General features: G+C 73.0%; 19 protein-coding genes. 4 read left to right on the top strand and 15 right to left on the bottom strand.

The annotated features are described in order from the left end of the window. Positions 1-122: 122 nt before the first annotated feature. The 3 genes from CG740_RS24130 to CG740_RS24120 form a co-directional block, all read right to left on the bottom strand. A complete protein-coding gene (locus tag CG740_RS24130; RefSeq protein ID WP_100577316.1) occupies positions 123-1604 on the bottom strand; it encodes a GuaB1 family IMP dehydrogenase-related protein in 1482 nt (493 codons plus the stop codon). 89 nt (positions 1605-1693) lie between these two features. Continuing rightward, positions 1694-2032: a barstar family protein gene (locus tag CG740_RS24125; RefSeq protein ID WP_100577315.1), complete on the bottom strand. Its 339-nt coding sequence runs from the start codon at positions 2030-2032 to the stop codon at positions 1694-1696. Continuing rightward, entirely contained in the window at positions 2029-2451 is a 423-nt protein-coding gene (locus CG740_RS24120) for a ribonuclease domain-containing protein (RefSeq protein WP_100577314.1), read from the bottom strand. Before CG740_RS24120 ends, CG740_RS24125 begins: the two co-directional genes overlap by 4 nt. 71 nt (positions 2452-2522) lie before the next feature. Here CG740_RS24120 and CG740_RS24115 point away from each other — a divergent pair, with 71 nt between their 5' ends. The 3 genes from CG740_RS24115 to CG740_RS24105 are packed head-to-tail and all read left to right on the top strand — an operon-like array spanning position 2523 to position 6511. Further along, positions 2523-4067, top strand: a complete 1545-nt coding sequence (locus tag CG740_RS24115) for an ATP-dependent DNA ligase (RefSeq protein WP_100577313.1) — start codon at positions 2523-2525, stop codon at positions 4065-4067. A 5-nt stretch (positions 4068-4072) separates the two neighbouring features. After that, positions 4073-5422 (top strand): glutamine synthetase family protein, encoded by a 1350-nt coding sequence (locus tag CG740_RS24110; RefSeq protein ID WP_100577312.1) that lies wholly within the window; start codon positions 4073-4075, stop codon positions 5420-5422. After that, entirely contained in the window at positions 5423-6511 is a 1089-nt protein-coding gene (locus tag CG740_RS24105; protein ID WP_234376447.1) for an amidohydrolase family protein, read from the top strand. A gap of 53 nt (positions 6512-6564) precedes the next feature. On the opposite strand, the gene CG740_RS24100 is transcribed toward CG740_RS24105, so the two are convergent. From CG740_RS24100 to fmt, 4 genes are all read right to left on the bottom strand, one after another. Beyond that, positions 6565-7614 carry a sugar-binding transcriptional regulator gene (locus CG740_RS24100; protein WP_100577311.1) on the bottom strand — a complete coding sequence of 350 codons (1050 nt, stop codon included), beginning with the start codon at positions 7612-7614 and terminating at the stop codon, positions 6565-6567. A gap of 92 nt (positions 7615-7706) precedes the next feature. Next, positions 7707-8390 carry a ribulose-phosphate 3-epimerase gene (rpe, locus tag CG740_RS24095; protein ID WP_100577310.1) on the bottom strand — a complete coding sequence of 228 codons (684 nt, stop codon included), beginning with the start codon at positions 8388-8390 and terminating at the stop codon, positions 7707-7709. Between the two features lie 269 nt (positions 8391-8659). Then, a complete protein-coding gene (locus CG740_RS24090) occupies positions 8660-10150 on the bottom strand; it encodes an RsmB/NOP family class I SAM-dependent RNA methyltransferase (RefSeq protein WP_100577309.1) in 1491 nt (496 codons plus the stop codon). A gap of 38 nt (positions 10151-10188) precedes the next feature. Next, on the bottom strand, positions 10189-11133 hold the full coding sequence (gene fmt / locus CG740_RS24085; protein WP_100577308.1) for a methionyl-tRNA formyltransferase: 945 nt from the start codon (positions 11131-11133) through the stop codon (positions 10189-10191). Positions 11134-11553: 420 nt separating this feature from the next. Here fmt and CG740_RS24080 point away from each other — a divergent pair, with 420 nt between their 5' ends. Then, on the top strand, positions 11554-12093 hold the full coding sequence (locus tag CG740_RS24080; protein WP_100577307.1) for a hypothetical protein: 540 nt from the start codon (positions 11554-11556) through the stop codon (positions 12091-12093). Between the two features lie 72 nt (positions 12094-12165). Here the strand turns inward: CG740_RS24080 and CG740_RS24075 are convergent, their stop codons facing one another. The 8 genes from CG740_RS24075 to CG740_RS24040 all read right to left on the bottom strand — a co-directional run bounded on the left by CG740_RS24075 (position 12166) and on the right by CG740_RS24040 (position 20842). Continuing rightward, positions 12166-14313: a primosomal protein N' gene (locus CG740_RS24075; RefSeq protein WP_100577306.1), complete on the bottom strand. Its 2148-nt coding sequence runs from the start codon at positions 14311-14313 to the stop codon at positions 12166-12168. A 111-nt stretch (positions 14314-14424) separates the two neighbouring features. Next, the gene (gene metK / locus CG740_RS24070) at positions 14425-15633 is read right to left on the bottom strand and encodes a methionine adenosyltransferase (protein ID WP_100577305.1); all 1209 of its coding nucleotides are present in this window, start codon (positions 15631-15633) and stop codon (positions 14425-14427) included. A 231-nt stretch (positions 15634-15864) separates the two neighbouring features. After that, the gene (gene coaBC, locus CG740_RS24065) at positions 15865-17097 is read right to left on the bottom strand and encodes a bifunctional phosphopantothenoylcysteine decarboxylase/phosphopantothenate--cysteine ligase CoaBC (protein ID WP_100577304.1); all 1233 of its coding nucleotides are present in this window, start codon (positions 17095-17097) and stop codon (positions 15865-15867) included. Positions 17098-17200: 103 nt separating this feature from the next. After that, on the bottom strand, positions 17201-17473 hold the full coding sequence (rpoZ, locus tag CG740_RS24060) for a DNA-directed RNA polymerase subunit omega (protein WP_005319902.1): 273 nt from the start codon (positions 17471-17473) through the stop codon (positions 17201-17203). A gap of 85 nt (positions 17474-17558) precedes the next feature. Further along, positions 17559-18152, bottom strand: a complete 594-nt coding sequence (gene gmk / locus CG740_RS24055; protein ID WP_100577303.1) for a guanylate kinase — start codon at positions 18150-18152, stop codon at positions 17559-17561. 38 nt (positions 18153-18190) lie between these two features. Continuing rightward, a complete protein-coding gene (locus tag CG740_RS24050) occupies positions 18191-18514 on the bottom strand; it encodes an integration host factor (protein ID WP_053724505.1) in 324 nt (107 codons plus the stop codon). Positions 18515-18899: 385 nt separating this feature from the next. Beyond that, positions 18900-19733, bottom strand: a complete 834-nt coding sequence (pyrF, locus tag CG740_RS24045; RefSeq protein ID WP_100577302.1) for an orotidine-5'-phosphate decarboxylase — start codon at positions 19731-19733, stop codon at positions 18900-18902. Beyond that, positions 19730-20842, bottom strand: coding sequence for a quinone-dependent dihydroorotate dehydrogenase (locus CG740_RS24040; protein WP_100577301.1), 1113 nt, complete (start codon positions 20840-20842; stop codon positions 19730-19732). Before CG740_RS24040 ends, pyrF begins: the two co-directional genes overlap by 4 nt. Between the last annotated feature and the right edge of the window lie 86 nt (positions 20843-20928).

The raw sequence follows: 20928 nt of genomic DNA, 5'->3' as shown, positions 1-20928 counted from the left end.
CGCGCCCGCAACCCCCCACAGGCGGAAGCCCCCGCACAGGCCGGAGCCCCCGCGAGAGGAATCGCGGGGGCTCCGGGGCGTACGGCAGGTCGCGGGACGCGGACGGTACCGCTGTGCGGTGACTAGCTCCAGCTGGCGTGCAGCGGCTTGCCCTCGGCGTAGCCGGCGGCGGACTGGATGCCGACGACGGCCTTCTCCTCGAACTCGGCGAGCGAGGAGGCACCCGCGTAGGTGCAGGAGGAGCGGACGCCCGCGATGATCGAGTCGATCAGGTCCTCGACGCCCGGCCGGGTCGGGTCGAGGAACATGCGCGAGGTGGAGATGCCCTCCTCGAACAGGGCCTTGCGGGCCCGGTCGTAGGCGGACTCGTCGCTCGTGCGGTTCTTGACCGCGCGGGCGGAGGCCATGCCGAAGGACTCCTTGTAGAGGTGGCCTTCGGCGGAGGTGTGCAGGTCGCCCGGGGACTCGTAGGTGCCCGCGAACCAGGAGCCGATCATGACGTTGGAGGCACCGGCCGCCAGCGCCATGGCGACGTCGCGCGGGTGGCGCACTCCCCCGTCGGCCCACACGTGCTTGCCGAACTTCCTGGCCTCGGCGGCGCACTCCAGGACCGCGGAGAACTGCGGCCGGCCGACGCCCGTCATCATCCGGGTGGTGCACATGGCGCCGGGGCCCACACCGACCTTGATGATGTCCGCGCCGGCCTCGATGAGGTCGCGCACGCCCTCGGCCGCGACGATGTTGCCCGCGACGATCGGAACCTGCGGGTCCAGACCGCGCACGGCCTTGATCGCGGCGATCATCGACTCCTGGTGGCCGTGAGCGGTGTCCACCACGATGGTGTCCGCGCCGGCGTCCAGGAGCTGCTTGGCCTTGCCGGCCACATCGCCGTTGATGCCGACGGCGGCCGCGATGCGCAGCTTGCCCTCGGCGTCGGTGGCCGGGGTGTAGAGCGTCGCGCGCAGGGCGCCCTTGCGGGTCAGGATGCCGGCGAGGCGGCCCTCCTTGTCCACGGCGGGGGCGTAGCGGCGGTTGGCGTTGTCGAGCTTGTTGAACGCCTCGCGCGGGTCGATGTCGGCGTCCAGGAGCAGCAGGTCCTTGGACATGACCTCGGAGAGCTGCGTGAAGCGGTCCACGCCGGTGAGGTCCTGGTCGGTGACGACGCCGACCGGCCGGCGCTCGCCGTCCACGACGACGCCCGCGTTGTGGGCGCGCTTGGGCAGCAGGGCCAGCGCGTCGGCGACGGTCTGGGTCGGGTCCAGGACGATCGGGGTGTCGAGCACGTGGTGGCGCGTCTTGACCCACGAGATGACGTCGGTGACGACCTCGATCGGAATGTCCTGGGGGATCACGACGATGCCGCCACGGCGTGCCACGGTCTCGGCCATGCGGCGGCCGGCGATCGCGGTCATGTTGGCGACGACGAGCGGGATGGTGGTCCCCGTGCCGTCGGGGGATGCCAGGTCGACGCCCTGGCGGGAGCCCACCGCGGAGCGGCTCGGCACCATGAACACATCGTCGTACGTCAGGTCGTACGGCGGCTTGATGTCGTTGAGGAAACGCACGTGCTGAACATCCCAGTCGATCGAGGTGGCCCCAGGCATTTCAGCCAGGGGAAAAGCACGTAGTTCATTGTCCCATGTTCGTACGATTGCGCTGCCCGGGCCGATCGTCCAGGGACGGGACCTTGGGCCTAGTGCGATCCTCCTAGCGCGAGCACCGGGCACAGCTCGGGCCCCGCCGCCCGGTCGAGGATGTCCCGGGCGATCGCCCACTCCTCGGGGCGGGCGTCGGCGTACGGCTGCCAGCCGGTGACGATCAGGAGCCGGCCGTGGCCGGCGGCCGGGAGGTCGCCCAGACAGTCCGCGAGCGCGTCCCAGTTGCGGCCGAACCAGTCGGGCAGGTCGAGGGCGCGAGCGAAGCGGTCCATCAGGGCCGCCTTACCGGTGACGCCGGTCAGGTCCAGGACCACCGTGGCCCAGCCCTCGGCGCGGGCGCCGGCCAGCAGACCGGCGAAGGGGTGGGCCGTCATCGCAGTACCGCCTTGAACGTCTTGTAGTGGTCGCCGGTGTAGTAGAACTCGCCGCCCTGCCCGGTGATCAGGCGCCGGGCGCCGCGGTCGCGGGAGCCCGGGGTGTCGACGGTGTACTCGTGGTAGTAGCCGCGCTTCTGCTGCGGCAGCAGCTTCTCGAAGTTGCCGAACACCACGCCGTCCTTGCTGTACGGGAACGGGCCGCCCTTGTCGATGAGCTTGAGCGTGTTGCGCGCCTCGGGCGGCAGCTGCGCCGCGGGGACCGTGGCCATCCCCTTGGCCCAGGCGGGTGCGGAGGCCCGCGGGGAGGACCCCGGGCCCGTGGGTTTCGCGCTGTCCTTGCCTCCGCAGCCGACGAGCAGCACGGCGAGGCACGCGAGGACCGCGGCGAGGGCGATCCGGGCAAACCTGTTGATCATGCCTCGATGCTCCCATCCGGCAGGGGCCGGAGCGAATGCGTATACCGATGTTTCCGGGTCACGATGGAGCCATGCTGCTCTCCGACGTGGCCAGAACCTCGGCCGAGATCGCCGCCACCGCCTCGCGCTCGGAGAAGTCCGCGCTGCTTGCCCGGCTGTTCTCGGCCACCGAGGCGGACGAGGCTCCGCTGGTGGTGACCTACCTGGCGGGCCGGCTCCCGCAGCGGCGCACCGGGCTCGGCTGGGCCGCCGTCAAGGACCGGCCGGCGCCCGCCGCCTCACCCCGGCTGACCGTACGGGAGGTCGACGAACGGCTCGACGCGATCTCGCGGGTGGCCGGAAAGGGCGCCCAGGGCGAGCGCAAGCGCCTCGTCGGTGAGCTGATGGCGGCGGCCACCGAGGAGGAGCAGCGCTTCCTGGTCTCGCTGATCACCGGTGAGGTCCGCCAGGGCGCGCTGGACGCGGCGGCCGTCGAGGGCCTCGCGGCGGCGGCCGGCGCTCCCGCGGCGGATGTGCGCCGCGCCGTGATGCTGGGCGGCTCGCTCGGTGTCGTGGCCCGGGCGCTGCTGGCCGATGGCCCCTCGGCGCTTGCCGCGTTCCGGCTCGATGTGGGGCGCCCGGTGCTTCCGATGCTCGCGCAGAGCGCGAAGGACGTGGCCGAGGCGCTCGACCGGCTCGGCCCGTGCGCGGTGGAGGAGAAGCTCGACGGCATCCGCGCGCAGGTCCACAAGGACGGCGACGCGGTACGGGTCTTCACCCGCACCCTCGACGAGATCACCGAGCGGCTGCCCGAAGTCGTGTCCGCAGCAAGGGAGTTGACCGCGCACACGGCCGTGCTCGACGGCGAGGTGATCGCCCTGGGGCCCGACGGGCGGCCCCGCTCGTTCCAGGACATCGCGGGCCGCGTCGGCTCCCGGCTCGATGTCGCGGGCGCCCAGGACCGGTTGCCGCTCTCCCCCGTCTTCTTCGACCTGCTCCTCGTGGACGGCCGCGACCTGCTCGATCTGCCGGTGTGCGACCGCCAAGCGGAGCTGACCCGCATCGCGCCCGAGCCGCGGCGCGTGCGGCGGTTCGTGGTGGCGGACCCGGCCGATCCCGAACTGCGCGCCGCCGCCGAGGAGTTCGCGGCCGCCACGCTGGAGCGCGGGCACGAGGGTGTGGTGCTCAAGGCGCTCGACTCGTCGTACGCGGCGGGCCGGCGCGGCGCCTCATGGCTGAAGGTCAAGCCGGTGCACACGCTGGACCTGGTGGTCCTCGCGGCCGAGTGGGGGCACGGCCGGCGCACCGGCACGCTCTCCAACCTGCACCTGGGCGCCCGCCGCGAGGACGGCACCTTCGCCATGCTGGGCAAGACGTTCAAGGGCCTCACCGATGCGCTCCTGGCCTGGCAGACCGAGCGGCTGCGGGAGTTGGCGGTGGCCGAGGAGCCCTGGGGGGTGCGGGTGCGGCCGGAACTCGTCGTCGAGGTGGCCTTCGACGGCGTGCAGAGATCGTCACGGTACCCGGAAGGGGTGACACTGCGTTTCGCACGGGTAGTGCGCTATCGCGAGGACAAGAGGGCCTCGGACGCGGACACGGTCGCGGCAGTCATCGCACTGCGCGGCGGGAGGGACTGACACCGGTGGAGCAGGGGAACGGCGCGGGGCGGCTCGAAGAGGCACAAAGGCGGGGGCAGGAGGCCGCGCTCGCGGCCGCCAGGCTGACCGCGGAAGGGGTCACGGCGGTCGCCCTGACCTGGGTGGACGTGGCGGGCCTCACCCGCCTCAAGGTCGTACCGACCTCGCGGCTCGCCCAGGTCGCCGCGCACGGGGTGGGCATGTCACCGGTGTTCGACGTGTACCTGGTGGACGACTCCGTCACCACCAGCCCGGGTATCGGCGGCCCGGACGGCGATCTGCGGCTGATCCCCGACCTCGACCGGCTCACCGTGCTGGCCGCCCAGCCCGGCTGGGCGTGGGCGCCCGTCGACCGCTTCGAGCAGTCCGGCAGCCCTTACGACGCCTGCCAGCGGCAGTTCGCCCGCCGGATGGCGGAGCGGGCCGCCGAGCGCGGCATCGAGCTGCGGATGGGCTTCGAGACGGAGTGGATCGTCGACCCGCCGCTCGGGGGCCCGGCGTACGGGATGTCCCGGATCGTGGAGCGCTCGGCGTATGTGAAGGACGTGATCGACGCCCTGGAGGCGCAGGGCATCGAGGTGCTCCAGATCCATCCGGAGTACACGGCCGGCCAGTTCGAGGTGTCGGTCGCACCGGCCGACCCGGTGGGGGCCGCGGACCTCGCGGTCCTGGTGCGCGAGACGATCCGCGCGGTGTCGGTCCAGCACGGGCTCACCCCGTGGTTCGGCCCGGTCGTCGATCCCGAGGGCGTGGGCAACGGCGGCCATGTGCACCTCAGCCTGTGGCAGGACGGCCGCAATCTGTGCCGGGGCGGCGAGGGCCCGTTCGGGATGAGCGCGACCAGCGAGGGCTTCCTGGCGGGCATCCTCGACGCGCTGCCCGCGCTGCTCGCCATCGGCGGCCCCACCCCGGCGAGCTATCTCCGCCTGACGCCGTCCCGCTGGGCCGGCGCCTTCCAGTGCTGGGGCCTGGAGAACCGGGAGGCGGCGCTGCGGTTCGTGGCCGGCCCGCCGGGGGCGCCGGACGCGGCGAACGCCGAGGTCAAGTCGTTCGACCCGGGCGCCAACCCCTACCTGGTGGTCGGCGCGCTGATCGCGGCCGGGCTCGCCGGACTCGATGCGGGCCTGCGGCTGCCCGAGCCCGTGACGGGCGACCCGGTCCACGCCGACGGGCCCCGTCGGCTGCCCTCCTCGCTGCCCGAGGCGGTCGCGCACTTCACGGAATCGGCGGTGCTGCGCGAGGCGCTGGGCGACCGGCTGTTCGAGGCCATTGTGGCGGTGCGCGAGGCCGAGACGAAGCTCTTCGACGGCCGTACGCCGCAGGAGATCGCCGAGGCCACCCGCGGGCGGTACTGAGTGCTGCCGCTCGTCGACCACCACTGCCACGGCGTGCTGCGCACGGACCCGGACGACTCCGCGTTCGAGGCGTTCCTGACCGAGTCCGACGCCCCGGCCGCCCCCGGCACCAGCTTCTTCGACACCCAGCTGGGCTTCGCGGTGCGCCGCTGGTGCCCGCCGCTGCTGGGCCTCGAACCGCACTGCCCGCCGGAGCGCTATCTGGCCCGCCGCCGCGAGCTCGGCGCGCAGGAGGCGAACCGGCTGCTCCTGGGCGCGAGTGGGATCGGCACCTATCTGGTGGACACCGGCCTGCCCGGCGACCTCACCAGCCCGGCCGAACTGGCCCGGCTCGGCGGGGCCGAGGCGCGCGAGATCGTCCGCCTGGAGCACCTCGCGGAACGGTGCGGCGCAGAGGAGCAGGATCCGGACAAGTTCCTGGCGGTGCTCGCCGACGCGATCGGCGCGGCGGCGGGCACGGCGGCCGGGTTCAAATCGGTGGCCGGATACCGCTACGGGCTCGACCTCGACCCCGAGCCGCCGGGCCAGGCCGAACTCCGGGCGGCGACCGCCGCCTGGCTCGCCGCCGGGGCGGGCCGGCTCGCGGACCCGGTGCTGCTGCGCCATCTACTCTGGTCGGCGGCGCACACCGGGCTGCCGCTACAGATCCACACCGGGTTCGGCGATCCGGATCTGCGGCTGCACCGCTGCGATCCGCTGCTGCTCACCGATTTCATCCGGGCCGTACGACCGACAGGGTGCCGCCTCGTCCTGCTGCACGGCTATCCGTACCACCGCAGCGCGGGCTATCTGGCGCACGTCTACCCGCATGTGTACGCGGACGTGGGTCTTTCGCTGGCCCATACGGGGGCGCGGGCGGAGGCGGTCCTCGCCGAGTTCCTGGAGCTGGCCCCGTTCGGCAAGCTGCTGTTCTCGACGGACGCCTATGGGCTCGCGGAGCTGTACGTCGTGGGGGCGCGGCTGTACGGGGAGGCGCTGGACCGGCTCCTGAACGGCTGGACCGGGTCCGGGGCGTGGTCGGCGGCTGACGCCGAGCGGGTGGCGGCGCTGGTGTCGGCCGGCAACGCCGAGCGGGTCTACGGCGCCTGAGCCGGCCGGGTCACCGGAGGCCCGACGGCCCCCGGTGGCCCGCTCCCGGTGGCTCAGATGCCGTCCGGGTCCGCGCGGTCGAGGGCGGGCCGCGGCTTGGGACCGGTCTCGTTCAGGAGGAAGTCCGCCGCGGCCGTGTCGGTCACCAGGCTGGTGACCAGGCCGGAGCGCAGCACCGCGTCGATCGCGGCGGCCTTGCGCTGGCCCCCGGCGATCGCGACGACCTCGGGGATGCGGCGCAGCCGGTCCGCCTCGACCGTGATGCAGCGCTCCCCCAGGTCGCGGCCGACCCGGCGGCCCTCCGCGTCGAAGAGGTGCGCGGACATCTCGGCGGCGACGCCGAGCGAGGCGTAGTGCGCCCGCTCCTCGTCGGTGAGCATGTCGTGGACGGTGGAGATGCCCGGCTCCCAGGAGCCGATGGACACCGCGGCGACGGTGACCTTGTCGAAGTACTCGAAGGCGCGGGCGATCCCCGTCTGGTTGCGCAGCGCCGCGGCCGTCGCCGGGTCGGGCAGCAGCATCGGGGCGTAGATGGGGTGGGCCTCGCCGCCGGAGACCTGGGCGGCCCGGCGCACCGCCTCGACGGAGCCGCGCTCGGCGGTGCCCGCGTCGTACACCCCGGTCAGCTGGACGACCGTGCAGGGTGGGAGGCGGTCGAGGGCGGCGGCCATGTGGATGGTGGAGCGGCCCCAGGCCAGACCGAGCACATCGCCCTCGCTGACCAGCTCGCCGAGCAGGTCGGCCGCGACCTCGCCGAGGTTCTCCGGGTCGGGCGAGGTCTCCTCGCCCTCCGCCGGGGACTCGACGACGACCGCGTGCCGCAGGCCGTACCGGGCACGCAGGGCGTCGGACCGCTCCGCGTCCAGCTCGGCGGGGACGCGGATCTCGATCCGTACGAGATCGCGCTCCAGGGCGGTTTCCAGGACCCGGGCCACCTTGAAGCGGCTCACGCCGAACTCCTCGGCGATCTGGATCTTGGACTTGCCCTCCAGATAGAAGCGGCGGGCCATCGCCGCCGCCTGCACCAGCTCCGCGGGTCCCATCCGCAGGGCTGACCGACCCGCCGACATTGCAGACACCGCGATCTCCTCACTGCTGTTCACAACTGCTGTTCACGCACCGGACTCGCTGTTCATCCTGTCAGATCCAACGGTCCTTGATCAGCCCCGAAGGGTTCCGTTCATTCAGTGGCGGCTCAGTGTGCGCACGCCCAAGGTGCGGCCGCCGTCGTCCGTTCAGCCATGGAGCGCAGGGACCGCACCGCTTCGGCCGGGTCGTCGGCCCCGTAGACGGCCGAGCCGGCGACGAACACATCGGCTCCGGCCTCCGCGCAGCGCTCGATCGTGGACGCCGAGACGCCCCCGTCGACCTGGAGCCAGAGTTCAAGTCCGTGTTTGGCGATCAGCTCACGGGTCCGGCGGATCTTCGGCAGCATGATGTCGAGGAAGGCCTGGCCGCCGAAGCCGGGCTCGACCGTCATGATCAGCAGCATGTCCAGCTCGGGGAGCAGGTCCTCGTACGGCTCGATCGGGGTCGCGGGCTTCAGGGCCATCGAGGCGCGGGCGCCCTTGGCCCGGATCTCACGGGCGAGCCGCACGGGGGCCGCGGCGGCCTCCGCGTGGAAGGTGACCGAGCCGGCCCCCGCCTCCACGTACTGCGGGGCCCAGCGGTCCGGGTCCTCGATCATCAGATGGCAGTCCAGCGGCGTGTCCGTCGCCCTGGCCAGGGATTCCACGATGGGCACCCCGAGCGTCAGGTTGGGCACGAAGTGGTTGTCCATCACGTCGACGTGCAGCCAGTCGGCACCTTCGACGGCCCTGGCCTCGTCGGCCAGTCGGGCGAAGTCCGCGGAGAGGATGCTGGGGTTGATCTGAGCCATACCCCAAGCCTGCCATGCCCCGGGCGACTTGCCTGCCACGGTGCGGGCCGAAGCCTGGCCGGATCCGCGTGCGCCCGGCGATCCGGCAGGCAACGCGGGCCCGGGCCGGTGATCCTCCGCCCACGGCCGGGTCCGGCCGGAACCCCTCCCGAACGCGCACGGACCAAACCGTGATGCCGCCAAGTCCCCTGCGGCGGGCGCGCGTTGGTGACGGTCGCGCTCGGCGCACGGGCTGCGACGCCCCGCGTCCACGGGGCGCCGCAGCAGCGTCAGGCCGTACGCCTCAGGAGCGCGAGGTACATCGCGTCGGTGCCGTGCAGATGCGGCCACAACTGGACGTCGGGGCCCTCGCCGAGGCCGGCCACCCCGGGCATCAGGGGGCGGACGTCGATCCACTCGGCCTCCACCGGCTCGGCGTCGCCGCCACGGCCCTTCAGGACGTCGTCGACGACGATCCGGGTCTCGGCCAGGTGCGGCGAGCAGGTCGCGTACCCGACGACGCCGCCGATACGGACCGCCGACAGGGCTTCGCGCAGCAGCCCGCGCTGGAGCGGGGCGAAGCCCTCCAGGTCCTCGGGGCGCCGGCGCCAGCGTGCCTCCGGGCGGCGGCGCAGCGCGCCGAGACCGGAGCAGGGCACGTCGACCAGGACCCGGTCGAAGGACCCCGGCAGCCACGGCGGGCGGGTGCCGTCGGCCGCGATGACCTGGTACGGGCCCGGGTTTCCGGCCAGCGCCCGCTCGACCAGGCGGGCCCGGTGCGGCTGCTTCTCGGAGGCGAGCAGGGCCGCGCCGCGCCCGGCCGCCAGGGCGGCGAGCAGGGCGGCCTTGCCGCCGGGGCCCGCGCAGCCGTCCAGCCAGCGCTCGTCGCGGCCTTCCAGCGGGGCGTTGGCGAGGGCGGCCGCCACCAGCTGGCTGCCCTCGTCCTGGACGCCGGCCCGGCCGTCGCGCACGGCGTCGAGCGCGCCGGGCTCGCCGCCCTCGGCCATCCGCACGGCGTACGGAGACCAGCGGCCGGGCAGGCCGCCGTCCTCGCCGAGCGCGTCGAGCAGTTCATCGGTGGTGGAACGGCCGGGCCGGGCGACCAGGGTCACCTCGGGCCGCTCGTTGTCGGCCTCCAGGAGGTCCTCGATGCCGGCCCGGCCGCCGCCGAGCGAGTCCCACAGCGCGGAGACGACCCAGCGCGGATGCGAGTACACGACCGCGAGGTGGTCCTCGGCGTCGTCCTCGTAGGAGGGTGCGACCTTCTCCAGCCAGCCGTCGAGGTCGTTCGCCGAGATCTTGCGCAGCACGGCGTTGACGAACTTGGCCCGCCCGTCGCCGAGCACCACACGCGCCAGCTCCACGCTCGCGGAGACCGCGGCGTGGGTGGGGATGCGGGTGCCGAGCAGCTGGTGCGCGCCGAGCGCGAGCACATCGAGCACCGGCGGATCGACCTCGCGCAGCGGCCGGTCGATACAGGCCGCGATGATCGCGTCGTAGGTGCCCTGGCGGCGCAGCGTCCCGTAGACGAGTTCGGTGGCGAGCGCCGCGTCCCGGGTGTCGAAGTTCCCGCCCTCGCGCGCCTTGCGCAGCAGCGGGGGCAGCACGAGGTTGGCGTAGGCGTCGCGTTCGTCGACGGCCCGCAGGGCCTCGAAGGCGAGGATGCGGACCGGGTCCTTCTTGGGACGGCGGTACGGCTTGCCGCCCTGGCCGGCGTTGGCGTTCGGCTTGCTGCCCTTGCCCGCGCCGGGGTTCGGGCTGCGACGTGGCGAATCGTTCACGTGAAAGGTGCTCCGCGGATCAGATGGGTCGAACCCCTTCAGCGTACGTCCGGCGGTCCCACGCGCTCACCCGGGGCGATCCGGACCCCGCGGGCCCAGTCGGCGCCGCGCATCGGCTTCTTGCCCTGCGGCTGGACCCAGAGCAGCTCCACGGCGTGCGAGCCGGTGCCCACGTACACGTTGTTCTTCGCCGCGGAGATCTCGCCGGGCGCGAGATCGGTGCGGTCGGTGACCGGGGCGGCCTGGATGAGCTTGAGGCGCTCGCCGCGGAACACGGTCCAGGCACCGGGGGCGGGAGTGCAGCCGCGCACCACGCGGTCGACCCGCAGCGCCGGGGCCGCCCAGTCGATGTGCGCCATCTCGACGGTGATCTTCGGGGCGAGCGAGATCCCTTCGGCCGGCTGCGGAACGGCCTTCAGGGAGCCGTCCTCGATGCCGTCCATGGTCGCGGCGAGCAGCCCGGCACCCGCGAACGCGAGCCGGGTGAGCAGATCGCCGCTGGTGTCCGTGGCCCGGACCTCCTCGGTGACGGTGCCGTACACCGGGCCCGAGTCGAGGCCCTCCTCGATGAGGAAGGTGGTGGCCCCGGTGATCTCGTCGCCCGCCATGACGGCGTGCTGCACGGGCGCCGCGCCGCGCCAGGCGGGCAGCAGCGAGAAGTGCAGGTTGACCCAACCGCGCGCCGGGACGTCGAGGGCGACCTTGGGCAGCAGTGCCCCGTAGGCCACGACCGGGCAGCAGTCGGGGGCGATCTCGCGCAGCCGGGCCAGAAACTGCTCGTCCCGCGGCTTCGCCGGCTTGAGCACCTCGATGCCGGCCTCCTCGGCGCGCTCGGCGACCGGGCTGGCCACGAGGCGGCGGCCGCGTCCGGCGGGCGCGTCGGGGCGGGTGACGACCGCGGCGACCTCGTGCCGGCCGGAGGCGATCAGGGCGTCCAGGGCGGGGACGGCGACCTCGGGGGTGCCTGCGAAGACGAGCTTCACTGGGGGTTACCTCGCTTTGTCGAGAGCAGCGTCCCAGTCTATGGGCCCCCGGCCCGGGGACCGACGCGGAGGTGTCCCGGGCCCGTGCGGACCGGCTGCCGGGTGCCGTACGCGTCTTGGCGGAGAGTGCCGTACACGACGCGTACGGCAGGGGCGTACGGGGACTTGTGCGCCCTGTGCATATGCCCATACGCCCCCGCAGCGTGACCACAACAGGAGGTGGCGCGTTGGTCAAGAGAGATTGACCGAATCGGGCCGCTTGTGCGTCCCGCGCCTTTTCAGCACCCGCGCCACGTCAACACGGCAACCGCTCCACGCAGTACCAGCACCACCATCAGCACCACCCCACGCACCACTCCGAGTTCCGACCGCACCACTTCCCTTCCGTCCCTTTTCATCGCCGGTTCGAGAGGCTTGCTCATGGCCGACCACGCAACCCACGACGCCCAAGCGCGGGCCAGCCTGCACCTGTTGGTGCGGGACATCGAGCGGGTCCGCCGGCAGGTGGACGCACTGCGCACCCTCACCGCGCAGCTGGGCAACGTCTACCGCCCGCGCCGCTCCGGCCCCTCCACGGGCTTCGTCGTGTACGGACGCGCCCCGGCCCCGACCGTACGGCTCGCCCAGGAGCTGCGGGACAGCGTCGAGACGCTGGTCACCGCGGCCGTCGACTTCGACCGCTCCCTCGGCTTCTCCTGGGACGCCGTGGGCTCCGCGCTCGGCGTCACCAAGCAGGCGGTGCACCGCCGTTACGGATCCCGCCGGGCGGGCGCCCAGGCCACGGGCCAGGCCGACGCCGAGCGTCCGGCCGAGGCCACGACGACCCGCACGCTGCCGTCGCTGCCCGCCATGCCCGCGGTGCCCGCCGCCCGTTCGATGCCGCCGCAGCCGACGGCGAGCAGCCAGTCCCTTCGCGAGGAGGTCCGCACCAGCGCCTTCCCCGGGCCCCGCAACGGCTGACCCGCGTTCGCCCCTTCGTGCCCTCGCGTGTGTGCGGATCGCGGGGGCACACCCCTGTCCGGGCCGGGATCCTCAGCCGATGTCCGGCGGGTCGATCCTCAGGCGCACCGGGTCGCCGCCGCCCCGGGCGAGCCGGGAGGCCTGGGCCGCCTTGAGCGCGGCGGCGAGCGCGGCGCCGGAGCCCGGCGGGACCCGTACGAGCGCCCGCTCCCAGCGCTCGCCCACCGGAGGATCGCCGGGCCTGCGGGGCCGGCCCGGGTCGGGCACCGGCAGCGGGACCGGACCCAACACCTGCGCCTCGGGCGGCAGTTGGGCCGCCTTCAGGAAGGCCTCGACCGCCTCGGGACGGCCGATGGCCTCGGCCATGCGGGAGACCGGGGGGAAGTTGAGCTCGGCCCGCTCGGCCAGTTCGCGCAGGGCGTGACCCACCGGGTCCCAGCGGACCAGCGCCTGCACCGGGCGCAGCGTGGGCTCGGCGACCACGACCACGGTGCCGCCCTCCTCCTGCCCGCGCACCAGCGAGGACGCCGAGATCCAGCGCCGCAGCGCCTCCTCGCCGGCCCTGATGTCCGGCCGGCTGAGCATGGCCCAGCCGTCGAGGAGCAGCGCCGCCGCGTAGCCGCCCTCGGCGACCGGCTCGGCGCCGGGCGTGGACACCACGAGGGCGGGCTGTCCGGGCACGCTGTCCAGGATGTGGTCCCGCCCCGAGGTGCGCACCGGCACCGCGGGAAAGGCCCGGCCCAGCTCCTCGGCGGTGCGCCGGGCGCCCACGATCTGGGCGCGCAGCCGGTTCGCCCCGCACTGCGCGCAGTGCCAGTCGCTCTCCGCCGTGCCGCACCAGGCGCACGTCAACTCCCGCTCGTCCGGCGCCTCCAGGGGCCCGGCGCACTTCCCGCAGCGGGCGGGCGTACGGCAGCGGGCGCAGGCGAGCCGTGGCGCGTACCCGCGCCGGGGCACCTGGACGAGCACCGGGCCGCTCTTCAGGCCCTCGCGCACGGCCTTCCAGGCCAGGCTCGGGAGCCGGGCCGCCCGGGCCGCCTCGTCGCGCGCCAGCTCGCCGTCGCCCACCGTGCGTACGAGCGGTGCGGCGGCCCTGACGACCGTGCGGTCGGCGACCAGGGGCGAGGCCCAGCCGCTCTCCACGAGTTGGGCGGCCTCGACCGTGCAGCTCGTACTCCCCAGCAGGAAGCCGCACTTGTCGTGTGCGGCGCGCAGTTCGAGGACCTCGCGCACATGCGGGAAGGGGGCGTTGTCGTCGCTGTGGCTGGAGTCCCCGTCCTCCCACACCACGACGAGCCCCGGATTCTCGACGGGGGCGAACATCGCGGCCCTGGTGCCGACCACCGCCCGCACCGCGCCGCGCCGCACCGCGAGCCACTGCCGGTAGCGCCGCTCGGGGCCCGAATCGGCGGTGAGCAGGGCGTGCCGGCCCTCGCCGAGCAGCGCGGTCAGCGCCGCGTCGACCCGGCTCGCGCTGCGGCCGTCGGGCACGACGACGAGGGCGCCGCGCCCCGAGGCGAGCGTCGCCCCGACGGCCCGGGCGATCTCCGCCGCCCAGTGCGGCCCGGGCAGCGCGGTCCACACCGCGCGGGGGGCGCCGCCGGTGCCCAACGCCCGCAGGAAAGCGGGGCCTTGCTGGTAGCGCTCCCAGGTGCCGGGCTCCGGCGGGGCCGGGGGCGGGGGCGGTTCGGGGGACGGCTTGGACTCGGCGCGGGCGTTCCTCGGCGGGACCGCGAGCTGGAGCACATCGGCGAGGCTGCCCGCGTACCGGTCCGCGACCGCGCGGGCGAGCGACAGCATCTCGGCGCTCAGCACCCGCTCCGGCGAGACGACACCGGCCAGCGCGGCCAGCGGGCCCGAGTAGTCCGACTCGGCCCGGCGCTCGACGAGGAACCCGTCGATGAGGCCGCCGCCCTCGCGCCGCCCGTCGCGCACATTGCGCGACCCGGCCCCGAACCGCACCCGCACCCGCACCCCGGGCTGCGCGTCGGCGTCCAGCTCCTCGGGCACCGCGTAGTCGAAGAACTGGTCGAGGTGCAGCACCCCCTTGTTCACCACGACCCGGGCGACCGGCAGCTCCTTGGCGAGCGCCGCCCCCCGCCACGTCCGCGGCTTGGCCTTGGGCACCTTGGCCTTGCGCACCGTCTCCCGAATGAGCGCAAGCTGCTCCGGCCCCGCACCCTCGGCGCCCCCGCCCTGCCGTTCGTTCTCGCTGCTCACAGCCAAATTCCTACCAGACGGGACTGACAGTGGCGGCCGGTGCGGGCTCCGGGGGCATGCGTGAGGGCCCCGGACCGATCCCGGTCCGGGGCCCTCACGAGGTGCTGTGTCCTACAGGCCCGCGGCGGCGCGCAGCGCCTCCACGCGGTCGGTGCGCTCCCAGGTGAAGTCGGGGAGTTCGCGGCCGAAGTGGCCGTACGCCGCGGTCTGGGCGTAGATCGGGCGGAGCAGGTCGAGGTCGCGGATGATCGCGGCCGGGCGCAGGTCGAAGACCTGGGTGATCGCGGTCTCGATCTTCTCGTTGTCGACCGTGTTGGTGCCGAACGTCTCGACGAACAGACCCACCGGCTCGGCCTTGCCGATCGCGTACGCGACCTGGACCTCGCAGCGCGCCGCGAGACCGGCGGCCACCACGTTCTTGGCGACCCAGCGCATCGCGTACGCCGCCGAACGGTCGACCTTCGACGGGTCCTTGCCCGAGAACGCGCCACCGCCGTGACGGGCCATGCCGCCATAGGTGTCGATGATGATCTTGCGGCCGGTGAGACCCGCGTCGCCCATCGGACCGCCGATCTCGAAACGGCCGGTCGGGTTCACCAGCAGGCGGTAGCCGTCGGTGTCCAGCTTGATGCCGTCCTCGACGAGCTGCTTGAGGACCTGCTCGACGACGAACTCGCGAATGTCGGGAGCGAGCAGCGACTCCAGGTCGATGTCGCTGGCGTGCTGCGTGGAGACGACGACCGTGTCGAGGCGGACGGCCTTGTCGCCGTCGTACTCGATGGTGACCTGCGTCTTGCCGTCGGGGCGCAGGTAGGGGATGGTCCCGTTCTTGCGGACCTCGGTCAGGCGGCGCGAGAGGCGGTGCGCGAGGTGGATCGGCAGCGGCATCAGCTCGGGCGTCTCGTCGCAGGCGTAGCCGAACATCAGGCCCTGGTCGCCGGCGCCCTGCTTGTCCAGCTCGTCCTCATCGCCCTCGACCCGCTTCTCGTAAGCGGTGTCGACACCCTGGGCGATGTCCGGGGACTGGGCGCCGATCGACACCGAGACGCCGCAGGACGCGCCGTCGAAACCCTTCTTCGACGAGTCGTAGCCGATCTCCAGGATCTTGTCGCGCACGAGCTGGGCGATCGGCGCGTACGCCTTGGTGGTGACCTCTCCGGCCACGTGCACCTGGCCCGTGGTGATGAGGGTCTCCACGGCGACGCGGGAGGCCGGGTCCTCGCGCAGAAGCGCGTCGAGGATCGTGTCACTGATCTGGTCAGCGATCTTGTCGGGGTGACCCTCGGTCACAGACTCCGAGGTGAAGAGACGACGGGACACAACGCTCCCTGGGGTTGCAGCGGCTGCTGGCTGATCATGGTAGGTCGCGCCGGGAGCTGCGCCCGGCTGCGGTTCCGAGACCAGTTTATCGGTCGGTTCTGCTCAATGGACCACGTGTCTCGCCACGTGGAGTCCGGAGATCTCCGGATCTGGTCGTTCCGGGGTCCGATATCGGCCACGCGAGACGCCGGGAAGGAGGGCGATACGGGTGCCTGCGCGGCCCCGGGCCGATCAGGGACGGGCGCCGGGTCCGGCTCCGGCCGGTCCGAAACGCCGGCCCACCAGATCCCACACCGTGTCGGCGAGGGCCTCCTTGGGACCGTACGGCACCGGCGTCTCGGAGCCGTCGGCGCCGAGCACGACGGCCTCGTTCTCCTCGGAGCCGAACGTCTTGCGCTCACCGACCTCGTTGACGACGAGCAGGTCACAGCCCTTGCGCCGGAGCTTGAGACGGCCGTTGGCCAGCACGTCGTCGGTCTCGGCGGCGAAGCCCACCACCAGCTGACCGGGCCGGGCCCGCTCGGCCGAGATCTCGGCGAGGATGTCCGGATTGCGGACGAGGGTGAGCGGGGCGGGCTCCTGCCCGTCCTTTTTCTTGATCTTTCCGGCGGCGTAGGTCTCCGGCCGGAAGTCGGCCACGGCGGCCGCCATGACCACCGCGTCCGCGTCCGCGGAGGCCTTCAGGACCGCCTCGCGCAGCTGTACGGCGGTGCCGACGCGGACCACATCGGCGCCGGCCGGGTCCGGGAGTCCGGTGTTGGCCTCGATCAGGGTGACCCTGGCCCCGCGCGCGACGGCGGTTCGGGCGAGCGCGTAGCCCTGCTTGCCGGACGAGCGGTTGCCGAGATAGCGGACGGGGTCGAGCGGCTCGCGCGTGCCGCCCGCGCTGACCACCACGTGCCGCCCGGCCAGATCCCGCTCGGCACTCCCCCGCGCGAGCACCCGCCGGCACACCTCGAACAGCTCGCCCGGATCGGGCAGCCGCCCCTTGCCGGTGTCGACGCCGGTGAGCCGCCCGACGGCGGGCTCGACGACGACCGCGCCCCGGCGGCGCAGGGTCGCCACGTTCTCCTGGGTCGCGGGGTGCTCCCACATCTCGGTGTGCATCGCGGGCGCGAAGACGACCGGACAGCGCGCGGTGAGCAGGGTGTTGGTCAGCAGGTCGTCGGCCAGGCCGTGGGCGGCCTTGGCGAGCATGTCGGCGGTGGCCGGGGCCACGATCACCAGGTCGGCGCCCTGTCCGATGCGGACGTGGGGCACCTCGTGGACGTCCGACCAGACCTCGGTCGAGACGGGGTGTCCGGAAAGCGCCGACCAGGTGGCGGCGCCGACGAAGTGGAGCGCCGACGCGGTCGGCACCACCCTCACCTCGTGCCCCGACTCGGTCAGCCGGCGCAGCAGCTCGCACGCCTTGTAGGCGGCGATGCCGCCGCTGACCCCCAGAACGACCTTCGGCTTGGCCATCGAAAACTGCCTCTCCCCGCGCGCCTGATGCGTGTACGTACCCATGACACACCACAGGCCCGGCAGTCGCGCTGCCGGGCCTGTGGTGGAAACGTATCGTCGCCTACTGAGCGGGGCCCTCGATGGCCTCGGAGGTCAGCAGACCGGCGTTGATCTCGCGCAGCGCGATCGAGAGCGGCTTCTCGTGGACGTGGGTGTCCACCAGCGGGCCGACGTACTCAAGCAGGCCCTCACCGAGCTGCGAGTAGTACGCGTTGATCTGACGGGCCCGCTTGGCCGCGTAGATCACCAGGCTGTACTTCGAGTCGGTTGCCTCAAGGAGCTCATCAATCGGAGGGTTGATGATGCCCTCGGGCGCGGTAATGGAAGAGGACACTCTCTGCCTTCCGATGGGGATCGAAGATGTGAGCCGGGTCGAGCGGATCGCAAGGACGTCGAACGGATGACGTCATACGACTCGATCAAACAACTCGCATCAAGGCTAGCAGCTCGCGGGCCACGTCCTCGACCGAGGTGTTGACCAGGGTGGTGTCGAACTCCGCCTCGGCGGCCAGTTCGACCTTCGCGGCGGCGAGCCGGCGCTCGATGACCTCGGGCGCCTCGGTGCCCCGGCCGGTGAGCCGGCGGACCAGTTCGTCCCAGCTCGGCGGCGCGAGGAAGACGAGCTGCGCCTCGGGCATCGACTCGCGCACGAGCCGGGCGCCCTGGAGGTCGATCTCCAGGAGGACGGGCTCACCCGCTTCGAGACGTTCGAGTACGGCCGTGCGCGGGGTGCCGTAGCGGTTGCCCGCGAACTCGGCCCACTCCAGCAGTTCGCCGTTGGCGACGAGCTTGTCGAACTCCTCGTCGTCCACGAAGAAGTACTGCACGCCGTGGCGCTCGCCGGGCCGCGGCTTGCGGGTCGTCGCCGACACCGAGAGCCAGACCTCGGGGTGGACCTTGCGCATATGAGCGACGACCGTGCTCTTGCCGACCCCGGAGGGGCCGGAGAGCACGGTCAGCCGCGGACGTGCGTCCGGGGGTACGGGGGTGGTCCCCCGGGGTGTTGCTGCCATGCGGCGATTATTCCAGCTTCTCGGGTATGCCCGAGACGTCAGGCCCCGGAGCCGCCGAACTCGCGCTCAAGGGACGCGATCTGGTTGGAGCCGAGCCCCCGCACGCGGCGGCTCTCGGAGATCCCGAGCCGCTCCATGATCTGCTTGGCGCGGACCTTGCCCACGCCGGGCAGGGACTCAAGGAGGGCGGAGACCTTCATCTTCCCGATGACGTCGTTCTCCTGGCCCGACTTGATGACCTCGTGGAGCGAGGCGCCGGAGTGCTTGAGTCGATTCTTGACCTCGGCCCGCTCCCGGCGAGCCGCGGCGGCCTTTTCGAGCGCGGCTGCGCGCTGTTCAGGGGTAAGGGGCGGAAGAGCCACGCCTACGTCACCTCGGATGTCGAACTGTCGGATACGGACCGGTGAGGAACCTAATCGCCCCACACCAGGCGAGCAACGAACAACGCACTCGCGCACGTGCTCGTCTGCTCTCGTCGGAGACTAGCGGCCAAGGCCGCTCCAGTCAGCGAGAACAGACGAAAAGTCCTGGTCAGCCTCAGCCGACCAGGACTTTTCGGACAAAACACCCCGGTTTTGAGTAAGGAAATTGTCAACGCCGGGTGTGCGGGCACCGCACAGCCTCCCGCGACCGCCCCTTTCCCCGTCGCGTACGCGGCGCATCGGCCGTCGTCGCATGTCGGCCGGGTGTCCGGAATGCGCGCCGCCCCGGTGCGACACATGTCACACCGGGGCGGTCGCGCGGCGATCAGGCCCGCGGGATGGCAGCGCGGACCTCGTCGGCGTAGCGGATCGCGGCCTCGCGCAGGGCACCGACATCGGGACCGTGCCGCAGCACGCCGCGGCTGACGCTCGGAATCACGTTGTGCGCGGCCGGGCCGAACACGCCCGGCAGATCGGCCGGGGTCGCGCCCTGGGCCCCAATGCCGGGGGCGAGCAGCGGGCCGTTGATGTCCAGGTCAACCCCGGCGTCGCCGAGGGTGGCGCCGACCACCGCGCCGACCGAGCCCAGGGGCGAGGCGCCCGCGTTCTCGGCCTTCATGTGGTCCAGCATCAGCTGGGCGAGCGGCCGGCCGTCGGCCGCGGTCGAGCGCTGCACCTCGGCGCCCTCCGGGTTGGAGGTCAGGGCGAGCACGAAGACGCCCGAGCCGGATTTGGCCGCGAGGTCGAGCGCGGGGCGCAGCGAGCCGAAGCCCAGGTAGGGCGAGACGGTGACCGCGTCCGAGAACAGCGGGGCGGCGGGGTCCAGGTAGGTGGCCGCGTACGCCGCCATCGTGGAGCCGATGTCGCCGCGCTTGGCGTCCATCAGGACCAGCGCGCCGGCCGCGCGGGCCTCCTCGACCGCCTTCTCCAGGACGGCGACGCCGCGCGAGCCGAACCGCTCGAAGAACGCCGACTGCGGCTTGAGGACGGCCACCCGGTCGGCGAGGGCCTCCACGGTGATGCGGGTGAAGCGCTCCAGGCCCGCGATGTCGTCGTTCAGGCCCCAGTCCGCGAGCAGGGAGGCGTGCGGGTCGATGCCCACGCACAGCGGCCCGCGGGTGTCCATCGCCTCGCGCAGTCGGGTGCCGAAGGGGGTCATGCGGCGGCCTTCTTCCGGGTCTCGGCGCCGACGGCCTCGGCGAGCGTCGCGTACGGGGAGGTGGCGAGCCGGGCCGCGAGGCCCTTGTGGATCGCGCGGGCCCAGAAGGGGCCCTCGTAGATGAAGGCGCTGTAGCCCTGGACGAGGGTGGCGCCGGCCAGGATGCGCTGCCACGCGTCCTCGGCGTTCTCGATGCCGCCGACCCCGATCAGGACGAGACGGTCGCCGACGCGGGCGTACAGGCGGCCGAGCACCTCAAGGGAGCGCTCCTTGAGCGGGGCGCCGGACAGGCCGCCGGTCTCCTTGACGAGGCCGGCCGGGGACTTCAGGCCGAGCCCGTCGCGGGCGATGGTGGTGTTGGTGGCGATGATGCCGTCCAGGCCCAGCTCGACGGCGAGGTCGGCGACCGCGTCGATGTCCGCGTCGGCGAGATCGGGGGCGATCTTGACGAGCAGCGGGACGCGGCGGCCGGTGACGCTGCGGTCGGCGGCCTCGCGCACGGCGGTGAGGAGCGGGCGCAGCGACTCGGTGGCCTGGAGGCTGCGCAGGCCGGGGGTGTTCGGCGAGGAGACGTTCACCACGAGGTAGTCGGCGTGCCGGGCCAGGCGCTCGGTCGACTTCACGTAGTCGGCGGCGGCCTCGGCCTCGGGGACCGCCTTGGTCTTGCCGATGTTGACGCCGACCGTGGTGCGGAACACGGCCTTGCGGGCCGCCAGGCGCTCGGCCACGGCCGCCGAACCCTCGTTGTTGAAGCCCATGCGGTTGATGAGCGCGCGGTCCGGCACGAGCCGGAACAGGCGCTTCTTCGGGTTGCCGGGCTGGGGCTCGCCGGTGACCGTGCCGATCTCGATGTGGTCGAAGCCCAGCATGGACATGCCGTCGATCGCGACCGCGTTCTTGTCGAAGCCGGCCGCGAGGCCGAAGGGGCCGTGCATCCGCAGGCCGAGGGCCTCGGTGCGCAGCTCGTGGTGGCGGGGCGCGAGCACGGCGGCGGCGAAGGTGCGCAGGACGGGGACGCGGGCCGCGAGGCGGATCCAGCGGAAGGCCAGGTAGTGGGCCTGCTCGGGGTCCATCCGCTTGAAGACGAGGTTGAAGAAGAGCTTGTACATGTTCGTTGTCCTCAGGGGCTCTGGGTGGGGGCTCATGAAGAAGGGGACTCATGAAGAGGGGGACACCGTTTCCGGTGTCCCCCTGC

The sequence above is a fragment of the Streptomyces sp. CB01201 genome, from assembly GCF_002803085.1.
Taxonomy (GTDB): Bacteria; Actinomycetota; Actinomycetes; order Streptomycetales; family Streptomycetaceae; genus Streptomyces; species Streptomyces hundungensis.
Note: the sequence above shows the minus strand (reverse complement) of the source record. Positions and strands in the feature narration are given on the sequence as shown.